The sequence below is a fragment of the Mycobacterium sp. 5-140-3-2 genome (assembly GCF_035666375.1).
Taxonomy (GTDB): Bacteria; Actinomycetota; Actinomycetes; order Mycobacteriales; family Mycobacteriaceae; genus Mycobacterium; species Mycobacterium intracellulare.
Window position 1 is genome coordinate 5,062,698 of sequence record NZ_CP142025.1, and the last position, 23,724, is coordinate 5,086,421.

24 protein-coding genes are annotated in these 23,724 nt (G+C 69.4%); 8 read left to right on the forward strand and 16 right to left on the reverse strand.

Features of this window, described 5'->3' with window-relative positions; all coding sequences use genetic code 11:
• Positions 1–3 precede the first annotated feature (3 nt).
• The 3 genes from P6281_RS23760 to P6281_RS23770 all read left to right on the forward strand — a co-directional run bounded on the left by P6281_RS23760 (position 4) and on the right by P6281_RS23770 (position 3,511).
• Positions 4–675 carry a TetR/AcrR family transcriptional regulator gene (locus tag P6281_RS23760; RefSeq protein WP_014385919.1) on the forward strand — a complete coding sequence of 224 codons (672 nt, stop codon included), beginning with the start codon at positions 4–6 and terminating at the stop codon, positions 673–675.
• A 5-nt stretch (positions 676–680) separates the two neighbouring features.
• The gene (locus tag P6281_RS23765) at positions 681–1,307 is read left to right on the forward strand and encodes a hypothetical protein (protein WP_014385920.1); all 627 of its coding nucleotides are present in this window, start codon (positions 681–683) and stop codon (positions 1,305–1,307) included.
• A gap of 809 nt (positions 1,308–2,116) precedes the next feature.
• Positions 2,117–3,511, forward strand: a complete 1,395-nt coding sequence (locus P6281_RS23770) for an NAD(P)/FAD-dependent oxidoreductase (protein ID WP_009952488.1) — start codon at positions 2,117–2,119, stop codon at positions 3,509–3,511.
• On the opposite strand, the gene P6281_RS23775 is transcribed toward P6281_RS23770, so the two are convergent.
• From P6281_RS23775 to P6281_RS23800, 6 genes are all read right to left on the reverse strand, one after another.
• On the reverse strand, positions 3,508–4,734 hold the full coding sequence (locus tag P6281_RS23775) for an O-succinylhomoserine sulfhydrylase (RefSeq protein ID WP_009952489.1): 1,227 nt from the start codon (positions 4,732–4,734) through the stop codon (positions 3,508–3,510). The two genes, P6281_RS23770 and P6281_RS23775, sit on opposite strands and share 4 nt — an antisense overlap.
• 7 nt (positions 4,735–4,741) lie before the next feature.
• A complete protein-coding gene (locus P6281_RS23780; protein WP_008261475.1) occupies positions 4,742–5,182 on the reverse strand; it encodes a rhodanese-like domain-containing protein in 441 nt (146 codons plus the stop codon).
• Positions 5,183–5,298: 116 nt separating this feature from the next.
• On the reverse strand, positions 5,299–6,495 hold the full coding sequence (purT, locus tag P6281_RS23785; RefSeq protein WP_014943033.1) for a formate-dependent phosphoribosylglycinamide formyltransferase: 1,197 nt from the start codon (positions 6,493–6,495) through the stop codon (positions 5,299–5,301).
• Between the two features lie 89 nt (positions 6,496–6,584).
• On the reverse strand, positions 6,585–7,232 hold the full coding sequence (locus tag P6281_RS23790) for a PaaI family thioesterase (protein ID WP_324738538.1): 648 nt from the start codon (positions 7,230–7,232) through the stop codon (positions 6,585–6,587).
• Positions 7,229–8,527 (reverse strand): adenylosuccinate synthase, encoded by a 1,299-nt coding sequence (locus P6281_RS23795; protein ID WP_014385923.1) that lies wholly within the window; start codon positions 8,525–8,527, stop codon positions 7,229–7,231. The genes P6281_RS23790 and P6281_RS23795 overlap by 4 nt, the downstream gene beginning before the upstream one ends.
• A 208-nt stretch (positions 8,528–8,735) precedes the next feature.
• Positions 8,736–9,650: a histidine phosphatase family protein gene (locus P6281_RS23800; RefSeq protein WP_014385924.1), complete on the reverse strand. Its 915-nt coding sequence runs from the start codon at positions 9,648–9,650 to the stop codon at positions 8,736–8,738.
• Positions 9,651–9,935: 285 nt separating this feature from the next.
• On the opposite strand from P6281_RS23800, the gene P6281_RS23805 reads away from it, so the two are divergent.
• The 3 genes from P6281_RS23805 to P6281_RS23815 are packed head-to-tail and all read left to right on the forward strand — an operon-like array spanning position 9,936 to position 12,312.
• Positions 9,936–10,583, forward strand: coding sequence for a hypothetical protein (locus P6281_RS23805; protein ID WP_014383409.1), 648 nt, complete (start codon positions 9,936–9,938; stop codon positions 10,581–10,583).
• Positions 10,584–10,592: 9 nt separating this feature from the next.
• The gene (locus tag P6281_RS23810; RefSeq protein WP_324738539.1) at positions 10,593–11,375 is read left to right on the forward strand and encodes a site-2 protease family protein; all 783 of its coding nucleotides are present in this window, start codon (positions 10,593–10,595) and stop codon (positions 11,373–11,375) included.
• A 40-nt stretch (positions 11,376–11,415) separates the two neighbouring features.
• On the forward strand, positions 11,416–12,312 hold the full coding sequence (locus tag P6281_RS23815) for a cation diffusion facilitator family transporter (RefSeq protein ID WP_009957198.1): 897 nt from the start codon (positions 11,416–11,418) through the stop codon (positions 12,310–12,312).
• A 4-nt stretch (positions 12,313–12,316) separates the two neighbouring features.
• Here P6281_RS23815 and P6281_RS23820 read toward each other — a convergent pair whose 3' ends face one another.
• Positions 12,317–12,730, reverse strand: a complete 414-nt coding sequence (locus P6281_RS23820; protein WP_014381301.1) for a DUF3151 domain-containing protein — start codon at positions 12,728–12,730, stop codon at positions 12,317–12,319.
• 123 nt (positions 12,731–12,853) lie between these two features.
• Between P6281_RS23820 and P6281_RS23825 the strand changes: the two genes are divergently transcribed.
• Positions 12,854–13,735 (forward strand): Rv0361 family membrane protein, encoded by an 882-nt coding sequence (locus P6281_RS23825; protein WP_009957195.1) that lies wholly within the window; start codon positions 12,854–12,856, stop codon positions 13,733–13,735.
• An 86-nt stretch (positions 13,736–13,821) separates the two neighbouring features.
• Here P6281_RS23825 and fbaA read toward each other — a convergent pair whose 3' ends face one another.
• Positions 13,822–14,853, reverse strand: a complete 1,032-nt coding sequence (gene fbaA / locus P6281_RS23830; RefSeq protein WP_014385926.1) for a class II fructose-bisphosphate aldolase — start codon at positions 14,851–14,853, stop codon at positions 13,822–13,824.
• Between the two features lie 92 nt (positions 14,854–14,945).
• Between fbaA and P6281_RS23835 the strand changes: the two genes are divergently transcribed.
• Positions 14,946–15,638, forward strand: coding sequence for a DedA family protein (locus P6281_RS23835; protein WP_009957193.1), 693 nt, complete (start codon positions 14,946–14,948; stop codon positions 15,636–15,638).
• 15 nt (positions 15,639–15,653) lie between these two features.
• Here the strand turns inward: P6281_RS23835 and P6281_RS23840 are convergent, their stop codons facing one another.
• From P6281_RS23840 to P6281_RS23875, 8 genes are all read right to left on the reverse strand, one after another.
• The gene (locus P6281_RS23840) at positions 15,654–17,003 is read right to left on the reverse strand and encodes a 3-oxoacid CoA-transferase (RefSeq protein WP_009957192.1); all 1,350 of its coding nucleotides are present in this window, start codon (positions 17,001–17,003) and stop codon (positions 15,654–15,656) included.
• The gene (locus P6281_RS23845; RefSeq protein WP_009957191.1) at positions 17,000–18,139 is read right to left on the reverse strand and encodes a glycoside hydrolase family 76 protein; all 1,140 of its coding nucleotides are present in this window, start codon (positions 18,137–18,139) and stop codon (positions 17,000–17,002) included. Before P6281_RS23845 ends, P6281_RS23840 begins: the two co-directional genes overlap by 4 nt.
• Positions 18,140–18,291: 152 nt before the next feature.
• On the reverse strand, positions 18,292–18,939 hold the full coding sequence (locus P6281_RS23850) for a TrmH family RNA methyltransferase (RefSeq protein ID WP_014381302.1): 648 nt from the start codon (positions 18,937–18,939) through the stop codon (positions 18,292–18,294).
• Positions 18,936–19,838 carry a hypothetical protein gene (locus P6281_RS23855; RefSeq protein ID WP_014383411.1) on the reverse strand — a complete coding sequence of 301 codons (903 nt, stop codon included), beginning with the start codon at positions 19,836–19,838 and terminating at the stop codon, positions 18,936–18,938. Before P6281_RS23855 ends, P6281_RS23850 begins: the two co-directional genes overlap by 4 nt.
• A 226-nt stretch (positions 19,839–20,064) precedes the next feature.
• Entirely contained in the window at positions 20,065–20,604 is a 540-nt protein-coding gene (pyrE, locus tag P6281_RS23860) for an orotate phosphoribosyltransferase (RefSeq protein ID WP_008261506.1), read from the reverse strand.
• Positions 20,591–21,364 (reverse strand): SDR family NAD(P)-dependent oxidoreductase, encoded by a 774-nt coding sequence (locus P6281_RS23865; protein WP_026071156.1) that lies wholly within the window; start codon positions 21,362–21,364, stop codon positions 20,591–20,593. The genes pyrE and P6281_RS23865 overlap by 14 nt, the downstream gene beginning before the upstream one ends.
• A gap of 50 nt (positions 21,365–21,414) precedes the next feature.
• Complete coding sequence (gene ttfA, locus P6281_RS23870; protein WP_014385929.1) at positions 21,415–22,293, reverse strand: trehalose monomycolate transport factor TtfA; 879 nt, start codon at positions 22,291–22,293, stop codon at positions 21,415–21,417.
• Positions 22,294–22,382: 89 nt separating this feature from the next.
• Positions 22,383–23,666 carry an acyl-CoA dehydrogenase family protein gene (locus P6281_RS23875; protein WP_009954035.1) on the reverse strand — a complete coding sequence of 428 codons (1,284 nt, stop codon included), beginning with the start codon at positions 23,664–23,666 and terminating at the stop codon, positions 22,383–22,385.
• Between the last annotated feature and the right edge of the window lie 58 nt (positions 23,667–23,724).

Genomic DNA, 23,724 nt, shown 5'->3' on the forward strand with positions numbered 1-23,724 from the left:
CCGATGGCCACCGACGTCGCCGACTACAGCGCCCTTCCCGCCGAGGAGGCGGTGCGCGCCGCCCGCGTCAGCTCGCGGCGCCGCCAGGTGCTCGATGCCGCGGTCAAAGTCATGGGCAGGACCGGGTTTCACCAGATGTCCATGCAGGACCTGGCCACCGAGGCCGAGGTCAGCGTCGGCCTGCTCTACAAATACTTCGGCGGCAAGGAAGACCTGCTGCTCGCCACGATCGTGCGCATCCTCGACGCGTTCCGCGATCAGCTGGCGCCGGTCATCGCCGCCGCCGGCGACGACGTCGTGGACCAGCTGACCGCGGGGGTCCGACGCTACATCCAGATCGTCGACGAGAACCTCGACGGCGTGGTCCTGACCTACCGGGAGAGCCGAACCCTCGGGGCGCCCGGCCGCACCCAGATCAAGGACCTCGAAATCGCCACGGCCGCACCGCTGCGCGCGGTGATCGAGGCCGGCGTCGCCCAGGGCGTCTTCCGCGGGGTCGACGTCGACCTCACCGTGTTCGACATCATGCTGCTCGCCCATGGCTGGGCGCTCAAGCACTGGCACTTCGGGCCGACCTACACCCTCGACGAATACATCGCGTTGCAGATCGGCCACGTGCTGGGCGGATTGATCGCCGACGACCGCCGCGTCGACTACGCGCACGTGCTGGAATGAGGGGCATGGGAGTCACCGCACGCCGCGTCCGCGGCACGATCGCCTTGTTGGCCCTGGGAGCCGCCGCCGGCCTGCCCGTGGCGGGCGCCGATCCGGCCGCGGCGCTGCCCCCGATGGCGTCCAGCGGCAGCGGGCCGATCATCGGCGGGGGCTCCGCGGCGGCGCAGGGAATCGCCCAGCAGCTCTTCAGCTTTGGCAATCCTAACGTCGTGCAGGAGGTCGACGGCTCGGACGCGGCGCAGTTCATCACGTCCGCGGCGGGAGCCGCCAACCCGCAACTCGCGGGGCCCTTCTCGCTGCTGCGCCGGGCGTTGGCGTGCCAGACCGACAATTCGGGATTCGGGGCGCGCGCCTATCGGCGCAGCGACGGGCAGTGGGGCGGAGCGATGCTGGTTGCGGCCAAGAGCGCGACGCCGAGCCTCGACGGCCTGGTGGGCTGCGTGAAGACCAATTGGCGAAGGACCGCCGCGGGGGGCGAAACCGCCATGTGCAACAACGGCTGGACCACGCCGACGTCCTACGACAGCCGCCGCGGCGAGACCTATTACATCCTGCTCGCGGGCACCGCCGCCGACTTCTGCAGCGATCTCAACGCCAAGTACAAGAGCGACGCCAGCGCGTGGCCGTTCTGAGCGGCAGCGATGCCCTCCCACCCGTCGCTGAAACAAATTGCCATCCCGACGGTTTCGCCGCGCGTCGGGCGGCGCGAGCTCGGGACCTATTTGAATTCATATCCAATTTGCGCAGCCGCGCCGGCGAGCGGCGGGTAAATAGCGATCCAATATAGCCGCGACATAGGCCCCGCGCAGGATAATTCCCATTCACCGAGCCACCGGATTTTGCTGAATTCCGTTCGCGGCCAGGCGGTCGCATCCGAGCTGGGTTCGTCGGTCATCCGTTTGACGAATTGGTCGGAAATATTCGCGAAATCGCTTATCTGCGAGCGATTGACAACGTAAGCTCGCCGACATCGGGCCTTAGAATGTCGTCTCCCAGACGTAGGGGGTTCTAATGTCACGTCGTACTAGCAAAATCGTCATCGCCGTGGTGCTGGCTTTCGCAGCGCCAATGACCTCGGCATGCACGATTCCGCTCGTTATCGACTGTGGACCCGGTTTGACCTGCACCGGATAGCGGTAACCGAACGGGCCCCGAGCTCAATTGGGGCCCGTTCACTCACATCACGCTTCGCGTAGCGAAGAGCACAAGGTGATCGGCCGGGGCCACAGCATGCCCTGATGCGCGCCGCGGCCCCGGCCGGGATCCGTTACCACACACGCCATTTCGGGTTATGGCGTCCCCAGAGGCGTCGAGATCGGCTTGGCCGCACGCATTTTCGGCCTCTGCGGCTCCTTCTGCTAGCCCGGTGACTCCGACGCGCCGCGCATCCGCGCGCACGTCGGCCTCGCCTTTCGTGGGTGCGGCGTCGTACGGTGGAGGCATGTCGCGCCATCGTGTGGTCATCATCGGAAGCGGTTTTGGCGGGTTGACCGCGGCAAAGGCGCTCAAACGCGCCCCCAAGGGCACCGAAGTCGAGGTCACCGTGATCTCGAAGACGACAACGCACCTCTTCCAGCCGCTGCTGTATCAGGTGGCCACAGGCATCCTGTCCGAAGGCGACATCGCGCCGACCACCAGACTGATCCTGCGCCGGCAGCGCAACGTCCGGGTGCTGTGGGGCGAAGTCTCCGCCATCGACCTCACCGCCAAGACGGTCACATCGCACCTGATGGGCATGGAGACGGTGACGCCCTACGACAGCCTGATCGTGGCCGCCGGCGCACAGCAGTCCTACTTCGGCCACGACGAGTACGCCGCCTTCGCGCCCGGGATGAAGAGCATCGACGACGCCCTGGAGCTGCGCGGCCGCATCCTCGGCGCCTTCGAGGCCGCGGAGGTCGCCACCGACCCGGCCGAGCGCAAACGCCGCCTGACCTTCGTGGTGGTCGGCGCCGGGCCCACCGGCGTCGAGCTGGCCGGCGAGATCGTCCAGCTGGCCGAGCGCACCCTGGCCGGCGCGTTCCGGACGATCACCCCCAGCGAATGCCGGGTCATCCTGCTCGACGCGGCGCCCGCGGTGTTGCCGCCGATGGGCACCAAGCTGGGCCTCAAGGCCCAGCGGCGGCTGGAAAAGATGGACGTCGAGGTCCAGCTCAACGCGATGGTGACCGCGGTCGACTACATGGGCATCACGATCAAGGAGAAGGACGGCGGCGAGCGCCGCATCGAATGCGCGTGCAAGGTGTGGGCGGCCGGCGTGCAGGCCAGCTCGCTGGGCGCGATGCTCGCCGAACAGTCCGACGGAACCGAAACCGACCGCGCCGGAAGGGTGATCGTCGAACCCGACCTCACCGTCAAAGGGCACCCGTACGTGTTCGTCGTCGGCGACCTGATGTCGGTGCCCGGCGTGCCCGGGATGGCGCAGGGCGCGATCCAGGGCGCGAAATACGCCGCCACCGTCATCAAGCACGCGCTCAAGGGTGAGGACAATCCCGCCGACCGCAAGCCCTTCCGGTACGTGAACAAGGGCAGCATGGCGCTCATCTCCCGCTACAGTGCCGTCGCGCAGGTCGGCAAGGTGGAATTCGCCGGGTTCTTCGCCTGGCTGGCGTGGCTGGTGCTGCACCTGTACTACCTCATCGGCCACCGGAACCGACTGGCCGCCATGTTCGCCTGGGGGATCTCGTTCCTGGGCCGCACCCGCGGCCAGATGGCCATCACCAGCCAGATGATCTACGCCCGGCCGCTGGTGAACTGGGTGGAGCAGCAGGCCGCCGAAGGCACGCTCGCGGCCGCCGAGCGCGCCGAGACGGCCGAGCAGAAGGCGGCCGGCTAGCTCAGGGCCCGATCGATGTCGGCGATCAGGTCGTCGGTGCCTTCCAGGCCGACGGAGATGCGGACCACGCCGTCGCCGAGCCCGATCGCCGCGCGGCCCTCCGGGCCCATCGCCCGGTGAGTGGTGGTCGCGGGATGTGTGACAAGGGATTTGGCGTCGCCGAGGTTGTTGGAGATGTCGATCAGCGTCAACTTGTCCAGCACCTCGAAGGCCCGCTGTTTGGCCCTGCTGTCCGGGCAGTCGAGCGCGAAGGTGATCACCGTTCCGCCGCCCGACATCTGGCGCTTGGCCAGGTCGTATTGCGGGTGTGAGGACAGATAGGGGTAGCGCACCCAGCTCACCGCCGGATGGGTCTCGAGGAATTCGGCGATCCGGTACGCCGAGGAATTGCTGTGCTCGACCCGGATGGCCATCGTCTCAAGGCCTTTCAGCAACACCCAGGCGTTGAACGCGCTCATCGCCGGGCCGGTGTGCCGCATCAGTTTCTGCACCGGGCCGTCGATGTACTCCTTGTCGCCGAGGATGGCCCCGCCAAGCACCCGGCCCTGGCCGTCGATGTGCTTGGTGCCCGAGTACACCACCACGTCGACGCCGAGCGGGACGCCCTGCTGCAGCAGCGGTGTGGCGAAAACGTTGTCCAGCACCACCTTTGCGCCCGCGGCGTGGGCCAGCTCGGTCACCGCGGCGATGTCCACCAGCGACTGCATCGGATTCGACGGGGTTTCGAAGAACACCGCCGTGGTGGGCACCGACAACGCCTGTTCCCACTGGGACAGGTCGTCGCCGTCGACGAAGACGGTTTCGACACCCCAGCGCGGCAGGATCTCGTTGCACACCACGAAACACGAGCCGAACAGGCTGCGCGACGCGACCAACCGGTCCCCCGCGCCCAGCAGCGCGCCCAGTGACGTGAACACCGCCGCCATGCCGCTCGCGGTGGCAAACGCCGCCGGTGCGCCTTCGAGCAGGCGCAGCCGCTCCTCGAACATCGTCACGGTCGGGTTGCCGTACCGCGAGTAGACGAAGCGGTCGACCTCGCCGGTGAACGACTGCTCGGCGACCGCCGCGGTTTCGTAGACGTAGCCCGACGTCAGGTACAGCGCCTCGGCGGTCTCGTCGAACCCCGAGCGCAGCAGCCCACCGCGCACGCCGATGGTCGCCTGGCTGACGCCTTCGGGCAACGGTGCGGGAGTGCGAACCGAGTCGTGATCGGCGGGCGTCATGCCCGGATCAACCTTGCTTCCAAGGCAATCCGATCGCCCGCCAGCCCGACTCGCCGCGATGACCGTTGGCGTCCAGCTGGCCCTCGAAGCCGTCCAGGATGTTGTAGGCCGGCGTGATGCCCAGCTGGGTCGCCACCTCGGCGGCGCCGATGGAGCGGTTTCCGGAGCGACACAAAAACAGCACCGGGCGATCCGCGTCGGTTTCGGCCGGCGCCACCTGCTCGCGCAGCTGGTCGGCGAAGTTCGCGTTGGGCCTGCCGTCGGAGGAATTCCACTCGAGGAACAGCACCTCGCGGCCGAGGCTGGACAGATCGGGCACCCCGACGAATCGCCATTCGGCGTCGGTGCGCACGTCGACCAGCACGGCGTTCGGATTGTCGCTGAGCAGTTTCCATGCCTCCAGGGGCGAGATGTCGCCCGCGTAGGAGTGTCCGCGCTCTGTGCTCATGCTCGTATTCCCTCGTCCTTCGTACGCATCGTCAGCCACCCCGGCGAGATTGCCCCCCGCGCGGCGCTACCTGACCTGCGATCGTATCGAGACCGGCGCCGCGCGCATCTCGGGGCTCAGCCGCGGGGCGCCGGGGCGGCCAGCCGTTCGGCGGCCTGGCCGGCGCGCTCGCGGGCCGCCGTCACCTCCGGCGCGGTCGCCAACGCCCGGAACCCGCTCCCGGAGACGCGCAGGTCGCTCTCCGGCACGCTCAGCGCGCCGATCAACGCGGCGGGGTCATGGGGATCGGCCGGGCCCGCCACCCGGGCGGCGGCCGGCGACACCATCATGGTGTCCACCGGCAGGCCCAGGATGGTGCGGGCCTGCAGCTCGAACGCCGAAAGTCGCTGGCTGCGCAGGGTCACCCAGGCGCTGTCGGCCGGGCGCGACGTGACGTCGGCGAAGTACACCTCGTCGCCGTTGACCATCAATTCGACCCCGAACACGCCGCGCCCGCCCAGCGCCTTGACGATCCGCGCGGCGATCGACCTCGCGGCGTCCGTCGCGGCCGCGCTCATCTTCTGGGGCTGCCAGGATTCCAGCACCTGCCCGTCGGACCCGCGGTGCCCGATGGGTGAGCAGAATTCGATGGCCGGCCCCGACGGGCCCTCGCTGCGGACCGCCAGCAGGGTCACGTAGAACTCGACCTCGACCACGGTTTCGGCCAGCACCCGGGCGGAGGACTGGTCGCCCACCGCGCGGCGCCAGGCGGGTTCGATGTCCTCGCGGCGCGCCACCACCGACTGCCGCTGCCCGGTCGGCCCGGCCACCGGCTTGACCAGCAGCGGGTACCCGGCGTGCGCGCCGACCGCCTCGAGTTCGCCCAGCGATCCGACGAACCAGAACGGCGCGGTGGGCAGCCCCAGCTCGTCGGCGGCCAGCCGGCGCAGCCCTTCGCGGTCGGCGGTGAGCCGCACGGCGCGGGCGCTGGGCACCAGCTCGCCGTCGAGGGCGTCGAGGGCCCCGGTGGCGACCGCGTCGGTGGTGGTGACGACGAGGGTGGGTTGCAGCCGCCCGATCGCCTGCGCCAGCTCGTCGGCGTCGGTCATGTCGAGCACCAGCGCCTGGTCGGCGACCCCGTGCGCGGGCGCGTGGGGGTACCGGTCGGCGGCGATCACCCGGGCCCCGAGGCGTCCCAGGGCGATCGCCAGCTCCCGGCTGATCTCGCCGGAACCCAGCAGCAGCACCGTCGGGCGCGCGTCGGCGGGGGCCGGTGGGGGCACGACGAGCGCCGTCGTCTCGTCGTCGCGTCCGTCCGTCACGCCGTCAGTCACGGCTCAAGGATAGGTCGGTTCGGCGAGTGCTAGGGCTGACTGCCCGGCTCCTCAGCGGCGCGGTGGCACCGCGCCGCATCGTCGCCGCGCTAGGGCTGGCCGGGAAGCAGCCGCACCATCAGGCCGTTGCCCTCGGCCAGCACGGTCTGCGCCTCGTCGACCAATTCGGCGGAGACGAACGCCTTGCGGCCCTCGGTGCCGGTGACCCGGCCCCGCACCAGCAGCGGCACGTCGATCGGGGTGACCTTGCGGTAGTCGACGTGCAGGAACGCCGTGCGGCTGATGGGCCGGTTGGCGGCGTGGGAGATCATGCCGAACATGTGGTCGAACAGCAGCGGCAGCACGCCGCCGTGCACCGCGTGGTTGCCGCCGACGTGGAAGCGGCTGAAGTGGCCGGTCATTTCGACGCCCTCGGGGTCGTACCGCGTCAGAACCCACGGCGGCAGCAGCAGGCTGCCCATGCCCGGCAGGTCGGGGGTGCGGCCCGCGGGCGCCTGGCCCTCGGCCTCGGCCTGAAACGGCCCCAGCAGCTCGGTCAGCGCCGCGACCCGGTCGGCGGCGTCGTCCCAGACGTCGTCACCCGGGTCGGCCGACACGGCGAGGTCCTGCAGCCGGCGCATCGAGGCGACGAACCGGGCGAAGCCGGGACCGGGGCTGGCGGGCCCGTACTCCGGGAAGCCGCCGTGGTGTTCGTATTCGGGATCGAGGTCGATCGGGTTCGGTTCCGGGTCCGTCACGCGCGGGCCGCCAGGACGTCGCGGCGCACGATGGTCTGTTCGCGCCCGGGTCCCACACCGATGCACGAAACATGGGCTCCCGCAAGCTCTTCGAGCCGAAGCACGTAGTCGCGGGCCTTGGCGGGCAGGTCGTCGAACTCGCGGGCATGCGAGATGTCCTCCCACCAGCCGGGCAGCTCCTCGTAGATCGGCTCGGCGCGGTGCAAATCGCTTTGGGTCATCGGCATCTCGTGGATGCGTGCCCCGTCGATCTGGTAGCCGACGCACACGGGAACGGTTTCCAGGCTGGACAGCACGTCGAGCTTGGTCAGGAAGTAGTCGGTGATGCCGTTGACCCGGGTGGCGTAGCGGGCGATAACGGCGTCGAACCAGCCGCACCGCCGGCGCCGCCCGGTGGTGACGCCGAATTCGCCGCCGGTCTTGGACAGGTATTCGCCGTTCTCGTCGAACAACTCGGTGGGGAACGGGCCGGAGCCCACGCGGGTGGTGTAGGCCTTGAGGATCCCCAGCACCGCGGTGATCCGGGTCGGCCCGATCCCCGAACCCACCGCCGCCCCGCCCGCCGTCGGATTCGACGACGTCACATAGGGATACGTGCCGTGGTCGACGTCGAGCAGGGTGCCCTGCGAACCCTCCAGCAACACGGTTTCGCCGGACTCCAGCGCGGTGTTGAGCAACAGCCGGGTATCCGCGATGCGGTGCGCGAAACCCTCCGCCTGCTCGAGCAGGGCCTCGACCACCTGGTGCGGGTCGAGCGCCTTGCGGTTGTAGATCTTGACCAAGATCTGGTTCTTCAGCTCCAGCGCGGCCTCGACCTTGTGGGTCAACACCTCCCGGTCGAGCACGTCGGCGACGCGGATTCCGATCCGGGCGATCTTGTCCTGGTAGCAGGGCCCGATGCCGCGGCCGGTGGTGCCGATCTTCTTGTTGCCCATGTAGCGCTCGGTGACCTTGTCGATGGCCACGTGGTAGGGCAACAGCAGGTGCGCGTCGGCGGAGATCAGCAGCCTCGAGGTGTCGACACCGCGGTCTTCGAGGCCTTTGAGCTCGTCGAGCAGCACGCCGGGGTCGATCACCACACCGTTGCCGATGACGTTGGTGACGCCGGGCGTGAGCACGCCCGACGGGATCAGGTGCAGGGCGAAGTTCTCCCCCGTCGGCAAGACGACCGTGTGCCCGGCGTTGTTGCCACCCTGGTAGCGCACCACCCACTGCACCCGCCCACCCAGCAGGTCGGTGGCCTTACCTTTGCCCTCGTCGCCCCACTGGGCGCCGATCAGGACGATTGCCGGCATGAGTTTGCTCCCGCCTGCCTACTGTGGTTCTGCTGGCAGAACGCCAGATCTTGCACCGCTGCAACGGTTTTCGACATCGCCCGATGGCTCGCACTGCCGTCGGGTGACGGCGCCTCGGTTGGCCGCGTCGTGACCGTGCGCGTAGCTGCACGCGTCTTTGCTTGCCGCGCTCACGTGGCGATCCTAGACGTCGGGCCTCGCATGGTGCTCAGGGGCTTGCCGCCACCGGCGGCTTCGCCGCGCACACGCCGTTGCGCGACGGCGCGTCCAGCATCAGGCACAGGCCGTTGGCGTCACGGTCGTATCGCTTGGCCGCCCAACCGGGCCACGCCGGTTTCCCGTTCCAGCTGACCAGCGTCCAGCCATCGTGGGGATTGCCCTGGATCTCGACGATGCCGGTGTTGGGCAGCGGGTCGAAAAGCAGGAGCAACTGTTCGGGGTTTGTGACGGTCGTCATCGTCCCGATGCCGATGTCGAATTCGCTGGAGAACGCGACCTCTCTGATCCTGCCGTCGGACGCGCGGACCGGGTTGGCCAACGCGCTGCCGTACATCCTTGCGAGCATGTCGTTGAAGCCGCTCGCGGTCGTCGCCGCGTTGCCGGACATCGTCTGGAGCGCGCCGCTGAAACGCCTGTGGAACTCGTACCCGTTGGGGTCGGCCGAGCCCGGCGCGAGCATCGGCACGACGCGCAGCCCGAGCAACCACGCGACCGGTGCCAGCAGGTACGCCAGCCCCGCCAGGCTGAACTGCGGCATCCCGTTGAAGATGCCCGCGTCGATCTCGTTGAGCCCGGGCAGCACCTGCACATTCATCCCCAACGCCGCCGCCAACGGCGCCGCGGTCTGCTGCGTCCTGATCAACTGCGACGCGAAGATCGCGGCGACCGGGCCCTTCGCCGCGAGCACATTGGCGACGTCCTGCGCCTGTTGTTGGCCAAGCGCGGTGAGCGCGGCCCCGGGCACCGCCGTATCGATCACCCTCGCGGCGTTGGCCACCGACTGCCCGTGGCGCACCAAATCGATCACGATCGACTCGTCGGCCGACGCCCGCGCCGATGCGAGGCACAGCAGGACGGCCGAAAGCAGCACGGCGCCAAGGCGACCGAGGTGCGTCGTCAGCAACGGAGGCGGGCGGGGCCGGCGCCGTACCCGAGCGGCGCGGGCCGCACGGCGGAGAAAATGGGGGTGAGGCGGCGAATGGTCGTTCTCCGTTCTCTCAGCCACTCGTTGGCGGGATTCCGCACAACGTAGGCCCTGTGGCAGGAGTAAAGTATCCGGGTGTTTCCAGGCGGCGCCGCAACAACTTTCGCAGTCCGACACCATGTTGTGACTGTGTCGTTATGGCCCATTGATCGAGCCAGAGTCGTTGGAAGTCAAACAGATTGGAACAGCTTGATTGGATAGCTTGTGACACAAGACGATCCGGCCGCCGCGGTCCTGGTGTTCACGCACGGGCGGACCTACGGCCCGTTGCGGGGGTTGCGCGCCCACCGCATCGCCGGCGAACCCGACCTCGACGCCGCGATAGGCCCCTTCCCGCGCCTGGTCGTGGTGGGCGCCGACGCCGACCTGGCGGCGGTGCTGACCCGGCTGCTGCGCGCGGAGCGGCTCGACGTCGAGGTGGCCTACGTGCCGCGGCGGCGCACCCGGGCGACCCGGATCTATCGCCTGCCCGCTGCGCGCCGGGCGGCGCGCCGGGCCGTCCGCGGTTCCGCGCAACGGGTGACGCTGATCCGCGACGAGACCGGCTCGGTGGTCGTCGGGCGCGCCGCCTGGGTGCCGCCGGACGGCGAGCGGGTGATCCACGGCGAGGCGGTCGTCGACGACACCACGTTGTTCGACGGCGACGCCGCCGGCGTGCTCGTCGAGCCGACGCTGGCCATGCCCGGCCTGCGGGCCTCGCTCCAGGGGCGCTGGCGCCGGTGGGTCACCGGCCGCGCGGCCCAGCTCGGCAGCACGGGCGTCGTCGTGCTGCGCGACGGCGTCCCCGCCCCCCGGCCCGGCCGCCGCTCGGCGTTCTACCGCAACATCGAGGGCTGGCTGCTGGTCCGATAGTTTCGTGCGGTGAGCTTCCCCTCGCCCCAACGCGAATCGGTCCGGCCCAGCCCGATCTTTTTGGCCCTGCTCGGGTTGACGGCGGTCGGTGGTGGACTAGCCTGGCAGGCCGGCTACAGCGCGCGGCCGCTCGCCTATGTCGGGGTGTTCATCTTCGTGATCGCCGGCTGGCTGGTGTCGCTGTGCCTGCACGAGTTCGGGCACGCGGTCACCGCCTGGCGGTTCGGCGACCACGACGCGGCCGTGCGCGGGTACCTGACGCTGGATCCCCGCCGCTACGCCCATCCGGCGCTGTCGCTCGTGCTGCCGTTGGTGATCGTCACGCTGGGCGGGATCGGCCTGCCCGGGGCGGCGGTCTACGTGCGGACGTGGTTCATGACGCCGGCCCGTCGCACGCTGGTCAGCCTGGCCGGGCCGGCGGCCAACCTGGTGCTGGCGGCGCTGTTGCTGGCGCTGATCCGGTTGTTCTTCGACCCGACGCACGTGGTGCTGTGGGCCGCGGTGGCGTTCCTGGGATTCCTTCAGCTCACCGCCGTCGTGCTGAACCTGCTGCCCATCCCCGGGCTGGACGGCTACGACGCCCTGGAACCGCACCTGAACCCCGAGACGCAGCGCGCACTGGCCCCGGCCAAGCAATGGGGCTTCGTCATCCTGCTGTTCCTGCTCCTGGCGCCGGTGCTCAACCACTGGTTCTTCGGGATCGTGTTGTCGCTGTTCGACCTGTCCGGCGTGCCGGACGTGCTGGTGAGCTGGGGCAACGGGCTGACCCGCTTCTGGAGCCGCTGGTTCTGACCCTTGCCATATATGCGTCGTCACGCATATATTTCCGGACATGGGCGCCGGCCACAATCACACCCCGGCCGAGACGGACGACGCTCGGCTGATCCCGCGCATGGTCACCGCCGCGGCGATCCTGGCGGCGTTCTTCGTCGTGGAACTGGCGACCTCGCTGCTGATCAACTCGATCGCGCTGCTGGCCGACGCCGGCCACATGCTGACCGACGTGGTCGCCGTGTTCATGGGGCTGGCCGCCGTCACGCTGGCCCGCCGCGGCAGCTCGTCGCCGGCCCGCACGTATGGCTGGCATCGCGCCGAGGTATTCACCGCCGTCGCGAACGCGGGCCTGCTGATCGGGGTGGCGGCGTTCATCCTCTACGAGGCCGTCCGGCGGCTCAGCGAGGCGCCCGCCGTCCCGGGCGTGCCGATGATCGTCGTCGCGCTGGCCGGGCTGGCCGCCAACTTCGCCGTCGCGCTGCTGCTGCGGTCCCACTCGTCGGGGAGCCTGGCCGTCAAGGGCGCCTACATGGAGGTCGTCGCCGACACCGTCGGCAGCCTGGGCGTGCTGATCGCAGGCATGGTCACCGTGACGACGCACTGGCCCTACGCCGACGTGGTGGTTGCCGTGCTCGTCGCGCTCTGGGTGCTGCCCCGGGCGATCGCGCTCGCACGCGACGCGCTGCGGATCCTTTCCGAATCGTCACCGACCCACATCGACGTCGAGGAGCTGCGCAGCGCCCTCGGCGCCGTCGACGGCGTGACCGGGGTGCACGACCTGCACGTGTGGACGCTGTCGCCGGGCAAAGACATGTGCACGGCGCACCTGACCAGCACCGGGGACCCCGCCCGGGTCCTGCATGACGCGCGGGCGGTGCTATCGGCCCGCGGGCTGGAACACGCCACCGTTCAGATCGACTGCCCCGACGACACCGATTGCTCGGAAAGCTTTTAAGGCGTTACAGCCCAAGCGCTTTGCGCGCCTCGGGGTCGCAGTCGTCGAGCAGGTCCAGGCACCGTGCGTACTCGTCGGTTTCGCCGATCGTGTCGGCGGCGCGCGCCAGCGCGGCCACACAGCGCAGGAAGCCGCGGTTGGGCTCGTGCGAATACGGGACGGGGCCAAAACCCTTCCAGCCGTTCCGGCGCAGCTGGTCCAGGCCGCGGTGATAGCCGGTGCGGGCGTACGCGTACGCGGTAATGGCCTGGTCGTCGGCCAGCGCCTGCTCGGCCAGCGCCGCCCAGGCCAGCGACGCCGTCGGATGCGCGGCGGCGACGATGCCCGGCTTCTCGCCGGCCAGCAGTTCCGCCTCGGTGTCGGGGTCCCCGGGCAGCAGGATCGGGTCGGGCCCTAGCAGATCCTTCATCGGCGTCATGGCTCTATTCTGCAGCTCGCCCGTTTTGCCCGCAGGACGCACCTCGGCCATCGCCCCGGGCCGGGGTCTCGGTCGCTAAGCTCTGCAACTACCCCACTCGACAGCGGGAGGACAGTAGTACTCATGCCCAACCCATCCGAGCCCGACCGCGGCGGCCCGCCGAACCGGCCCGGGTTCGATCCACGCGAGTCTCGCAACGATCCGAGCGACGAGTGGGGGGCCGAATCCGGCCCCGAAGCCGGCTTCGAGACCGGTGACGACGCCACCGAGAGCGTGCCCATGGTCCCCAACGACGCCGAGACCGAGACCGTGGTGATCAACAAACCCGATCCGCGCAGCGGTCCCCAGGAAGTGCCGGAGGCACCGCAGCGCGAGCGTCGCTTCACCGCCCCGGGGTTTGACGCGAAAGAGACCACGATCATCTCCACCACCCCGGAGCCCGCCACCGAGGTCTTCGCCACGCCGGGACAGGACGGGACCGCGCAGTTCGGGGCCCCGCCCAAAGCCGCTGTCCCGCAATCGATCCCACCCCGGCTCGGCGGGAAGCTGCGCACGTCCAGGCAATTCAACTGGGGGTGGATACTGGCGATCGTCGTGATCGTGCTGGCGCTGGCGGCGATCGCGATCCTGGGCACGGTGCTGCTTACCCGGGGCAAACACACCGGCGTCTCGCAGGAAGACCAGGTCCGGCACACCATCGGCAACTTCGACGTCGCGATTCAGCGGGGCGACCTGACCACGCTGCGCACCATCACCTGCGGCACCACCCGCGACGGCTACGCCGATTACGACGAACGTTCCTGGGACGAAACGTACCGGCGGGTCTCGGCGGCCAAGCAGTATCCGGTGATCGCCAGCATCGACCAGGTCGTCGTCAACGGCCAGCACGCCGAGGCCAACGTCACCACGTTCATGGCCTACGACCCGCAGGTGCGCTCCACCCGCAGCCTGGACCTGCAGTACCGCGACGACCAGTGGAAGATCTGCCAGTCCGCCAGCGGCTGACCCGCTAGCCCGCCCCTGCCCGCCGAACGTGGAGTTGTTGCGCGAAATGGGGCGGATTCAGCCGCAGAAGTCGACGCTCGACGGGGTCAGGCGATCGACGTTCCGGCGCAGTGCAGGTCCGTGCACGCCTGGACCACCCGCTCGGACATCGACGCCTCGGCCTTCTTGAGGTAGCTGCGGGGGTCGTAGGCCTTCTTGGCCCCGACGTCGCCGTCGACCTTCAGCACGCCGTCGTAGTTGGTGAACATGTGGCCGGCGATCGGGCGGGTGAACGCGTACTGCGTGTCGGTGTCGACGTTCATCTTCACCACGCCGTAACGCAGGGCCTCCTCGATCTCCGACTTCTCGGATCCGGAGCCGCCGTGAAAGACGAAGTCGAACGGTTTCGTGTCGTCGGGCAACCCGAGCTTGGCCGCCGCCACCTTCTGGCCATGGGCCAGGATGTCGGGGCGCAGCTTGACGTTGCCGGGCTTGTACACGCCGTGCACGTTGCCGAACGTGGCGGCCAGCAGATACTTGCCGTGCTCGCCGTGGCCCAGCGCGTCGATGGTCTTCTCGAAGTCCTCCGGCGTGGTGTAGAGCTTGTCGTTGATCTCGTTGGCGACGCCGTCCTCTTCCCCGCCCACCACGCCGATCTCGATCTCGAGGATGATCTTGGCGGCCGACGCCTCGGTGAGCAGTTCCCGGGCGATCGCCAGGTTCTCGTCGATCGGCACCGCCGACCCGTCCCACATGTGTGATCCGAACAACGGCTCGCCGCCCCTGCTGACCCGCTCGGCCGAGATCGACAGCAGCGGGCGGACGTAGGTGTCGAGCTTGTCCTGGGGGCAATGGTCGGTGTGGAGCGCGACGTTGATCGGGTACCTGGCCGCGATGGATCGGGTGAACTCGGCCAGCGCCACCGCCCCGGCGACCATGTCCTTGATTCCGAGGCCGGACGCGAATTCGGCTCCGCCGGTGGAGAATTGGATGATTCCGTCGCTGCCGGCATCGGCGAAGCCCTTGAGGGCGGCGTTCACCGTCTCCGACGAGGTGCAGTTGATCGCGGGGAAGGCGTACGAGTGCTCCTTGGCGCGGCGCAGCATCTCGGCGTAGACCTCGGGCGTGGCGATGGGCATGGCAACTCCCTTCTGCCCCTTCTGCGGCCGGGTCCACCCAGTATCGTCCAGGTCGGCGGGCGGCTCACCGCGGGCCGGTATGTTGATGGATCATGAGTACCGCCGTGACGGCCCTGCCCGCCATCCTCGACCCGATGTATTGGTTGGGCGCCGACGGCGTCTTCGGGTCGGCGGTGCTGCCCGGGATCCTGGTCATCGTCTTCATCGAGACCGGGCTGCTGTTTCCGTTGCTGCCCGGCGAGTCGCTGCTGTTCACCGGCGGTCTGCTGGCCGCGCATCCGCACCCACCGGTCAGCATCTGGGTGCTGGCGCCGTGCGTCGCCACGGTCGCGGTCCTGGGCGATCAGACCGGATATTTCATCGGGCGGCGGATCGGGCCCGCGCTGTTCAAGAAGGAAGACTCGCGGTTCTTCAAGAAGCACTACGTGACCGAGTCACACGCGTTCTTCGAGAAGTACGGGCCCTGGGCGATCATCCTGGCCCGGTTCGCGCCGTTCGTGCGGACGTTCGTCCCGGTGATCGCCGGGGTGTCCTACATGCGCTATCCGCTGTTCTTGGGGTTCGACATCGTCGGCGGCATCGCCTGGGGCGGCGGCGCGACCCTCGCGGGCTACTTCTTGGGCAACGTGCCGTTCGTGCACCACAACCTGGAAAAGATCATCCTCGCCATCCTGTTCGTATCGATGATCCCGGCGTTCATCGCTGCCTGGCGCGGCTATCGGGGCCGCCGCCGCGTGACGGAGACCGCCGACAGGGAACCCGAGAAGCTGCCGGCCTCCGAGTAGCGGCCCGCGCGCGGCTCAGACCGCGACGGTGAAATCGCAGCCGGTCTTGGCGCGGACGTCCTCGACCGTCACCCCGGGATGCAGTTCCGTGAGCACCAGCCCCTGCCCCGGCTCGACGTCGAAGACGCACAGGTTGGTGATGATCATGTCGACGACGCCCTTGCCGGTCAGCGGCAACGTGCATTGCTTGAGGATTTTCGGGCTGCCGTCTTTCGCGGTGTGGTCCATGACGACGATCACCCGCTTGACACCCGACACGAGATCCATTGCGCCGCCGGGCCCTTTGACCATCTTGCCGGGCACCATCCAGTTGGCCAGGTCGCCGTTCTCGGCCACCTCGAGCGCGCCCAGGATCGACAGGTCGATGTGGCCGCCGCGGATCATCGCGAAGGAGTCGGCGCTGCTGAAAAAGCTGGAGCCGGGCAGGCTCGTGATGGTCTGCTTGCCGGCGTTGATGAGATCGGGGTCCACGCTGTCCTCGCTCGGGTAGGCCCCGATGCCGAGCAAGCCGTTCTCCGACTGCAGCGTGACGTTGATGTCGTCGGGAATGAAGTTGGCCACCAACGTCGGGATGCCGATGCCCAGGTTCACGTAGTAGCCGTCGCGCAATTCGCGGGCCGCGCGCTGGGCCATGAGCTCGCGAATAGGGCTGTCGTTCTTCAGCGCTGCGCCGCCGCTGGTGGTGCGGAACTCGATGCGCTTCTCGTAGCCGGTGCCCTCGATGATGCGGTCCACGTAGATGCCGGGGGTGTGGATCAGGTCCGGATCCAGCTCGCCGACCTCGACCAGCTCCTCGACCTCGGCCACCGTGACCGCCGCGCAGGTGGCGATCATGGGGTTGAAGTTGCGCGCCGTCTTGCGGTAGACGAGGTTGCCCGCCGTGTCGCCCTTCCACGCCTTGACGAGCGCCACGTCCGCCCGGATGCCTTCTTCCAGAACGTATTCCGTACCGTCGAAGACCCGGGTGTCCTTGCCCTCGGCGAGATTGGTGCCGTAGGCCGTGCGCGTGTAGAACCCGGGTATGCCGGCGCCGCCGGCCCGCAGCTTCTCCGCCAGCGTGCCCTGGGGCGTGAGCGCGAGGTCGAGCTCGCCGGCCAGCACCTGCCGCTCGAACTCCTTGTTCTCCCCCACATAGGAGGCGATCACCTTCTTCACCTGCCTGCCCTTGAGCAGCAGGCCCATGCCGAAATCGTCTACGCCGGCGTTGTTTCCGACGATGGTGAGATCCTTGATGCCGCTGTCCACCAGGGCCCGGATCAGCTTCTCCGGGATGCCGCACAGGCCGAAGCCGCCGGCGGCGATGGTGATGCCGTCCTTCAGCAGGCCGTGCAGCGCCGACTCCGCGTCGGGGTGGACTTTCTTCACAGGGCGCTCCTGTCCTCGTGCGACGATTCGGCGGAGACGTTACAGGCGGCCTCCATGAGCATCCACCCCGACAGCTGCACCGACAGGTCCCGCTCGGCGACCTCGGAGGCCATCACCGCGCCCTCGACGAACTCCGCCTCTTTGCCGTCCGCGGTGGGCACCTGGGCGTCGCGATCCCAGAACGGGCCGAACACCGGCAGCCCGTCCACCGTCTGGCGGTAGTCCCACGCCGACTTCCCGCTGGCCAGCACGATCTGGCGGGCGGTGTCGCGGGCCATCGCGTCCTCCGGCGAATCCCCCGGCAGCGTGGTCGCCACCAGCGCCAGGTAGCGGGCGGTCACACCGGCGAACAGGCCGCCGTCGCCGCCGCCGGTGCCGACCAGCACGCCCGCCGGGGCCATGTGCTCGCGCACCGCCGCGACCAGCCGATGCACCCGCGCGGCGTGCCGGGCCCTCACCTCCACCCCGGCGCGGGCGGCCAGCTCGGTCTCGAGCCCCAGCACCACGCCCTGGCAGTACGTGTACTGCGCGCGCACCAGCGACCCCGCCTTGATGCCGTCGAACACCAGGTGCGTCTCGGGGTCGATGAGCGTCGCCTCGATCCAATTCGCCATCTGCTCGGCACGTTTCAGGTGATCGCCGTACCGGGCGAGGAAGATCCCCGCGGGGCCGTTGGCGGGGGCGTTGAAGAACTTGTCCTGCTTGCGCCAGGGGATGCCGCCGCCGTCCTCGGGCGACCACGCCGTCAGGAATTGGTTCGCCAGCTTGGGCAACGCTTTTCGGCGCTCGACGCCGGCGATGCGCGCGGCACGTTCGAGCGCCAGCGCCAGCCAGGCCATGTCGTCGTAGTAGTTGTTGATCCACGAGAAGTTGTTGCGCAGCCGGTGCGAACGGACCTGCCGGTTGATCTCGGTGTGCCGGTGGGGCTGGGGATCACGCTGCTGGGCGTCGATGAGGCAGTCCAGCAGATGCGCCTGCCACCAGTAGTGCCAGGTCCCGAACAGCCGGTCTTTGCGCTGCGCCGGCCAGGCCACCACCCCGAGCTGTGTGGCGGGTAGACCCCACAGCCGCTTCAGGTGCCGTTGTGTGACAGCGGCTTCGCAGCTGGCCGCCCGGTTGGCCCATAGCTGATCCATACCTGCCGATCCTGCCCCATGCGTGTGAGCGCGCGGCGTCGAGTGTGAACGCAGGGCTTTCGGTGTGCATGTGCGGCGGCGACACGCCGAGCTGGCCCGCCGTCAGCGCACAATCAACGCCGCCGGTTCACACTCAACGCGCCCGGCGGGTGTCACCAGGCGCGGGACAGGTCGGCGTGCTGCTCCACCCAGGTGTGCATGGCGATCCCCGCGGCGACGCCGGCGTTGATGCTGCGCGTCGAGCCGAACTGGGCGATCGACACCGTCAGGGTCGCGCCGCTGCGGGTGTCGTCGGTGATGCCGGGCCCCTCCTGACCGAACACCAGCAGGCACTCGCGCGGCAGCGCGGTCTCCTCGAGCCGCGCCGCGCCCGGGACGTTGTCGACGGCGACGACGGTCAGGCCGGCGTCCGCCGCGAAGTCGAACAGCTCGGCGGTGCTGTCGTGGTGGCACAGCCGCTGATAGCGGTCGGTCACCATGGCGCCGCGGCGATTCCACCGCCGCCGCCCCACGATGTGCACGGTGTGCACGGCGAAGGCGTTGGCGGTGCGCACCACCGAACCGATGTTGGCGTCGTGACCGAAGTTCTCGATCGCCACGTGCAGCGGATGCCGTCGCCGGTCGATGTCGGCGACGATGGCTTCCCGGGTCCAGTACCGGTAGGCGTCGACGACGTTGCGGGTGTCGCCCTCGCGCAACAGGATCGGGTCATACCGCGGGTCGTCGGGTGGTTCGCCCGGCCAGGGCCCGACGCCGGCGGGCGGGGTCGCGGACCATTCGGTGGGCCCGGGTCCGCTCATCGCTGGGTCCACACCCCGGCGTGCGTGCCGTCGATGGCCAGGGTCGCGTAGAGCAGCGCGTCGTTGATCTCTCCTTGGGTGCACAGCGAGGCGTTGACGTGCACAGCGTCCAGCGACGCGTCGGGCAGGATCAGCACCGACGAGCCGTAGGTCGCGCAGGCGGGGTTGAGTCCCGGGGCGGGCAGCGTCGGCGAGGCCAGCAACATCATCGGGCCGCCGCGCTTGGCGGACTCGTCGCGGTAGCGGGCCGCGATGGCGGTGGCCTCCAACCCGAGCAGCATGTAGCCGTTGCCGGTGAACGCCCCCGGATCACCCAGCTGCGCCTTGGTCACCGGTTTGCCGTCGGCCCGCCACGCCGTCAGGCTGGCGGTCTTGACCGCCAGCCCGCCGCTGTCGTTGGGGTTGGTCGGCAGGAGGCCGACCGGGAAGGCGACCGGATAGGCCGACGAGCTGTTCGGGATGCGGTCGCGCGGCGAGTAGCCGTAGATGCCGCGGACCTGACTCCGATCCTTCAGCGGCCCAAGGCAAACCGTGCCGGTGAGCCGGTCGGGCGGCGCGGACAGCGGCGCGCGAATGTCGTGCACGCCGGTCTTCGCGTTCTCGCAGCTGCCCAGGCCGTCGGCCTCCATGGGGTGGGCCAGCGCGCCGTACAGGCCGAAGCGGATGTCCTCGGGTTTGGCGTGCGGGTCCTTGGTCGAGGCGGGACTCGCGTCGACGTCCACCAGCACATAGTCGCCATCCCAGCGCAGGTTCGACACGGACATGTTCCAGCCCAGCAGCGCCAGCGATTCGCCGAGCCGCGCGCCCTGGGCCCCGTAGGGCGCGGTGGCGGGGTTGGTCGATGAGCAACCGGCCAGGCAGAGCGCCAGGCACGCGGCGATCGCAAGGATGGTCCGCATTGAATTAGCGCCCCGGGGTCGGACCAGAACGCATCGGCCACGCGGGCCACATGCGGCACAGCAGTCCCCGCCGGAAGGGAGTTGCGAATTGCCCACCTCCGAGCGACAAGTCGGGCGCCTGCGCGCCTCGACGCCGTTGTCGCTGGGAGGCGGGCACCACGCACATCGCCCCGGCCAGGGACCGCTGCGGCGGGTGTGGCAATCGGTGCATCGAAAAAGCCGGCACCTAGCCCAGCCCCAGCTCGGCCAGTCCCAGCACGCTGCGGTACGGCAGCCCCTCGGCCTCGATGGCCTCGGCGGCGCCGGTGGCGCGGTCCACCACGGTGGCCACTCCCAGCACCTCGCCGCCCGCGTCCTGCACGGCGCGCACCGCGGTGAGCGCCGAGTTGCCGGTGGTGCTGGTGTCCTCGACCACCAGCACCCGCTGCCCGGAGACCTCGGAGCCTTCGATAAGTCGTTGCAGCCCATGGGCTTTGGCGGACTTGCGCACAACGAAAGCGTCGATGGGCCGGCCCGGCGCGTGCATGATGGCGGTGGCCACCGGGTCGGCGCCCAGGGTCAGCCCGCCCACCACCGCGTAGTCCCAGTCGCTGGTCAGCTCGCGCATCAGCTTGCCGATCAGCGCCGACGCACGATGGTGCAGGGTCGCCCGGCGCAGGTCGACGTAGTAGTCGGCCTCCTTGCCGGACGACAGCGTGACCCGGCCGTGCACCACCGCCAGGCGGCGCACCAGTTCGGCCAGCTCCTCGCGCTCAGGTTCGGCCACGGCCACCACCGACTCGTTTGGTGACCGCCCGCATCAGGGTCCGCGGGATCATCCGCTCGGCGGCGATGATCGCCTTGTACTGCAGACCCGGGATGCTGATCACCTTGCCGCGGGCGATGTCGGCGAGGCTCTGGCTGACCACATCGTCGACCTCGAGCCACATGAACGACGGCGACTTGGACATGTCGATGCCGGCGCGGGCGTGAAATTCGGTGCGCACGTAGCCCGGGCACACGGCGTGCACCGAAACCCCGGTGCCCTGCAGCCCGACGGACAAGCCCTCGCTGAACGAGATCACCCACGCCTTGGACGCCGAATACGTCGAGCCCCGCCCGGGCACCAGCCCGGCGACGCTGGCGATGTTGATGACCGTGCCGGCGCCCGCGTCCAGCATGCCCGGCAGCGCCGCCCGGGTCAGGTGCATGACCGCGGTGACGTTGACGTCGAGCTGGGATTGCAGCACGGCGGGGTCGGTGGACCAGAAGTCGCCGGACGTCGCGAAGCCGGCGTTGTTCACCAGGACGCGCACTCCGGCGGCGAGGCGATCGGACACCCGTTGCCGGTCGGCCGCATCGCCCAAGTCGGCGGGGAGAACCTCGACGTCGCCTGCGGTGCTCTTCAATTCGTCCGCCAGCCGGTTCAACCGATCGGCGTCGCGGGCGACCAGCACCAGGTCGTAGCCGTCGCGGGCGAAGCGTCGCGCGTACCCGGCGCCGATCCCGGAGGTGGGCCCGGTGATCAGGGCGACGGGGCGGGGCATGAGCGCCATCCTAGTGACGGCGGCCCCACCGGCCTCCCGGCTACCCGCCGTCAGCGCTGATAGTTGGTGGCCTGGTGGCCGTTGCGCCCGGTCGGGGGCGGGCGGCGCAGCGTATCGGGGCGCGGCTCCGGTCGCGGCTGGTCGCGGCGCACCGGCTCGGCCGCGCGGCGGCCCGGCGCGGCGTCGGGCCCGAGCAGGCCGGCCACATCCTGCTGCGCGCGCCGGGGCGGCAACTCGGCGCGGCCCGCCGGCGCCAACGGGCGGCTCGGCGACGCGTTGCGCGGTCCCGCCGGTGCCCCGGACTCCTGCGGGGTCTCCTCCGGCAGCGGCGGCAGCACTCGCAACAGGTCGTTGAACTGCCGCACGGTGCGCAGACCCTCGTCCCACTCGGTGCGGGTGCTGGTGATCGGCATGGCGACCAGCGTCCAGTTCTGCTCGTTCCACATGATCTCGGCGGAATCCGGCGCGGTGTGGGCGAAGGTGACCATGCGGCGGTCGCAGGCCCGGCGGGCGGCGTCCAGGTTGGTGGAGTACACCATCCGCGGCCCGATCGCGCCCAGCAGCCAAATGTCGCTCTCCCGTGGCTCTTTGAGCCCCTTGAGCCGCAGGTCCACCACGACGTTGGTGCCAACCTTGCGGTGCAGCGCGATCACCGTGGCGACCTCTTCGAGGTCGAAAATGTAGACCGCCTCGCCTCGGATCTGGCCCAGCACCACGTTCTGCGCGGTCACGTCACCCACCGTCGACATCACGCCGCGCTTCCAGCGCTTGAGGATGTCGGCCGATTCCCGCTCGTAGTCGAATCCGTGCGACCGCGCCCACGACTTACGGCGCCTGCTGCGTCCGCGCCGACGGTCGACATCGACGTACAGCAGCACCCCCGCGCCGACAAAGCACAGCGCGGAGAGCGTGAACCAGAGGGGGACCATCCAAAACAGCGTATCTGCTATTGGCCCGGAACACAGAAGGCGACCAGGTCACAACCCAATCACAGGATGCAGTGCGGCCCGGGCGGGCGTCAGCGCCGGCGGGCGAAGTACTTCTTGGAGTCCTCGGCCGCGGCCCGCAGTTCGGGCTCTGCCTGGAACTTCGGCTCGAATTTCGCCCACGCCGCCTCCCGCTTGGCCGGGAAGTACTCCGTCGGCCAGTACGGATGCTGCTGCGGGCTGTAGTCGCGCAGCAGGCGCCGGGCGACGGTGGCCTTGTGGACCTCGTCGGCGCCGTCGGCCAGCCCCATCGTCGGCGCGCTCGCATACATCGCCTGCAGCGGCGTCAGATCGGTGGTGCCGAGCGACCCGAGGATGTGCAGGGCGTTGTACGACACGTCGCGCAGCACCTTGGCCATCGTGAACTTGACCGTCGCGATGTCGGTGCGGGCCTCCTTGGTGCTGGAATTGTCGATCTTCCACGCCGTTTCGAGCACCAGCAGCCGCAGCATGCGGATCGCGGCGTAGGAGTCGGCGATCTTCTCCTGCACCATCTGATGCTCCGCGATGACCTTGCCGTGCGACTCCCGCGACAGCGCCCGCTCGCACATCATGTCGAACGCGAGCCGGCACTGGGCGATGGTGCGCATCGCGTGGTGGATGCGGCCGCCGCCGAGCCGACGCTGGGCCAGCGTCTTGGCGCCGTCCTCGGGGCCGAGCAGGTGGTCGAGCGGAACCCGGACGTCGTTGTAGATGATGTGGTTGTGGTTGCGCGGCTCCGGCTGGATCTCGACGCCCGGGGTGCGGCGCGGCACGACGAACATGCCGTTGGTGCACATCACGAAGAGGATGTCGGCCACCCGTCCCGCCGAGGTGAACCACTTCTCGCCGTTGATGACCCACTCGTCGCCGTCGCGCACGGCGTGGGTCTTGAACAGGCTGGGGTCGGATCCGCCCTGTGGCTCGGTCATCGAATACGCCGAGAACATGTCCTGGTTGAGCAGCGGCTCAAGCCACCGCTTCTTCTGCTCCTCGGTGCCGAACGCGGCGAGCATCTCCATGTTGCCGGTGTCGGGTGCGGCGGCGCCGAACATCTGCGGGGCCTGGGAGTAGCGGCCGATGACCTCGTTCAGTAACGCCAGCTTGAGCTGACCGAAACCGGGGCCACCCAACTCCTCGTCGAGGAAGATCGCCCACAGCCCCTGGTCCTTGATCTGCTGCTGCAGACCGCGCACGTAGGCCTTCACCCGGGGATCGGGCGAGCGCACCGCGTAGGGGAACACGAAGTCCAGCGGCTCGATCTCCTCGCGGCAAAAATCCTCGACCCAGTCGAGCTTCGCCTGGAAATCCGGCTCGGTGCTGAAGTCCCACGCCATGTTGGCCTCCGATCTGCCGTCGGTGGGACGCTACCAATGCGCGTCCAAACGCCGAACG

Excerpts from the sequence above, each read along its gene's own strand:
- P6281_RS23795 (WP_014385923.1), bottom strand. The coding sequence starts at position 8,527 with ATGCCGGCAATCGTCCTGATCGGCGCCCAGTGGGGCGACGAGGGCAAA.
- P6281_RS23760 (WP_014385919.1), top strand. The coding sequence starts at position 4 with ATGGCCACCGACGTCGCCGACTACAGCGCCCTTCCCGCCGAGGAGGCG.
- P6281_RS23855 (WP_014383411.1), bottom strand. The coding sequence starts at position 19,838 with ATGCGGACCATCCTTGCGATCGCCGCGTGCCTGGCGCTCTGCCTGGCC.
- P6281_RS23765 (WP_014385920.1), top strand. The coding sequence starts at position 681 with ATGGGAGTCACCGCACGCCGCGTCCGCGGCACGATCGCCTTGTTGGCC.
- P6281_RS23815 (WP_009957198.1), top strand. The coding sequence starts at position 11,416 with ATGGGCGCCGGCCACAATCACACCCCGGCCGAGACGGACGACGCTCGG.
- P6281_RS23825 (WP_009957195.1), top strand. The coding sequence starts at position 12,854 with ATGCCCAACCCATCCGAGCCCGACCGCGGCGGCCCGCCGAACCGGCCC.
- ttfA (WP_014385929.1), bottom strand. The coding sequence starts at position 22,293 with ATGGTCCCCCTCTGGTTCACGCTCTCCGCGCTGTGCTTTGTCGGCGCG.
- P6281_RS23820 (WP_014381301.1), bottom strand. The coding sequence starts at position 12,730 with ATGACGCCGATGAAGGATCTGCTAGGGCCCGACCCGATCCTGCTGCCC.
- P6281_RS23780 (WP_008261475.1), bottom strand. The coding sequence starts at position 5,182 with ATGAGCACAGAGCGCGGACACTCCTACGCGGGCGACATCTCGCCCCTG.
- P6281_RS23845 (WP_009957191.1), bottom strand. The coding sequence starts at position 18,139 with ATGGATCAGCTATGGGCCAACCGGGCGGCCAGCTGCGAAGCCGCTGTC.
- P6281_RS23850 (WP_014381302.1), bottom strand. The coding sequence starts at position 18,939 with ATGAGCGGACCCGGGCCCACCGAATGGTCCGCGACCCCGCCCGCCGGC.
- P6281_RS23865 (WP_026071156.1), bottom strand. The coding sequence starts at position 21,364 with ATGCCCCGCCCCGTCGCCCTGATCACCGGGCCCACCTCCGGGATCGGC.
- P6281_RS23770 (WP_009952488.1), top strand. The coding sequence starts at position 2,117 with ATGTCGCGCCATCGTGTGGTCATCATCGGAAGCGGTTTTGGCGGGTTG.
- fbaA (WP_014385926.1), bottom strand. The coding sequence starts at position 14,853 with ATGCCCATCGCCACGCCCGAGGTCTACGCCGAGATGCTGCGCCGCGCC.
- P6281_RS23775 (WP_009952489.1), bottom strand. The coding sequence starts at position 4,734 with ATGACGCCCGCCGATCACGACTCGGTTCGCACTCCCGCACCGTTGCCC.
- P6281_RS23875 (WP_009954035.1), bottom strand. The coding sequence starts at position 23,666 with ATGGCGTGGGACTTCAGCACCGAGCCGGATTTCCAGGCGAAGCTCGAC.
- P6281_RS23835 (WP_009957193.1), top strand. The coding sequence starts at position 14,946 with ATGAGTACCGCCGTGACGGCCCTGCCCGCCATCCTCGACCCGATGTAT.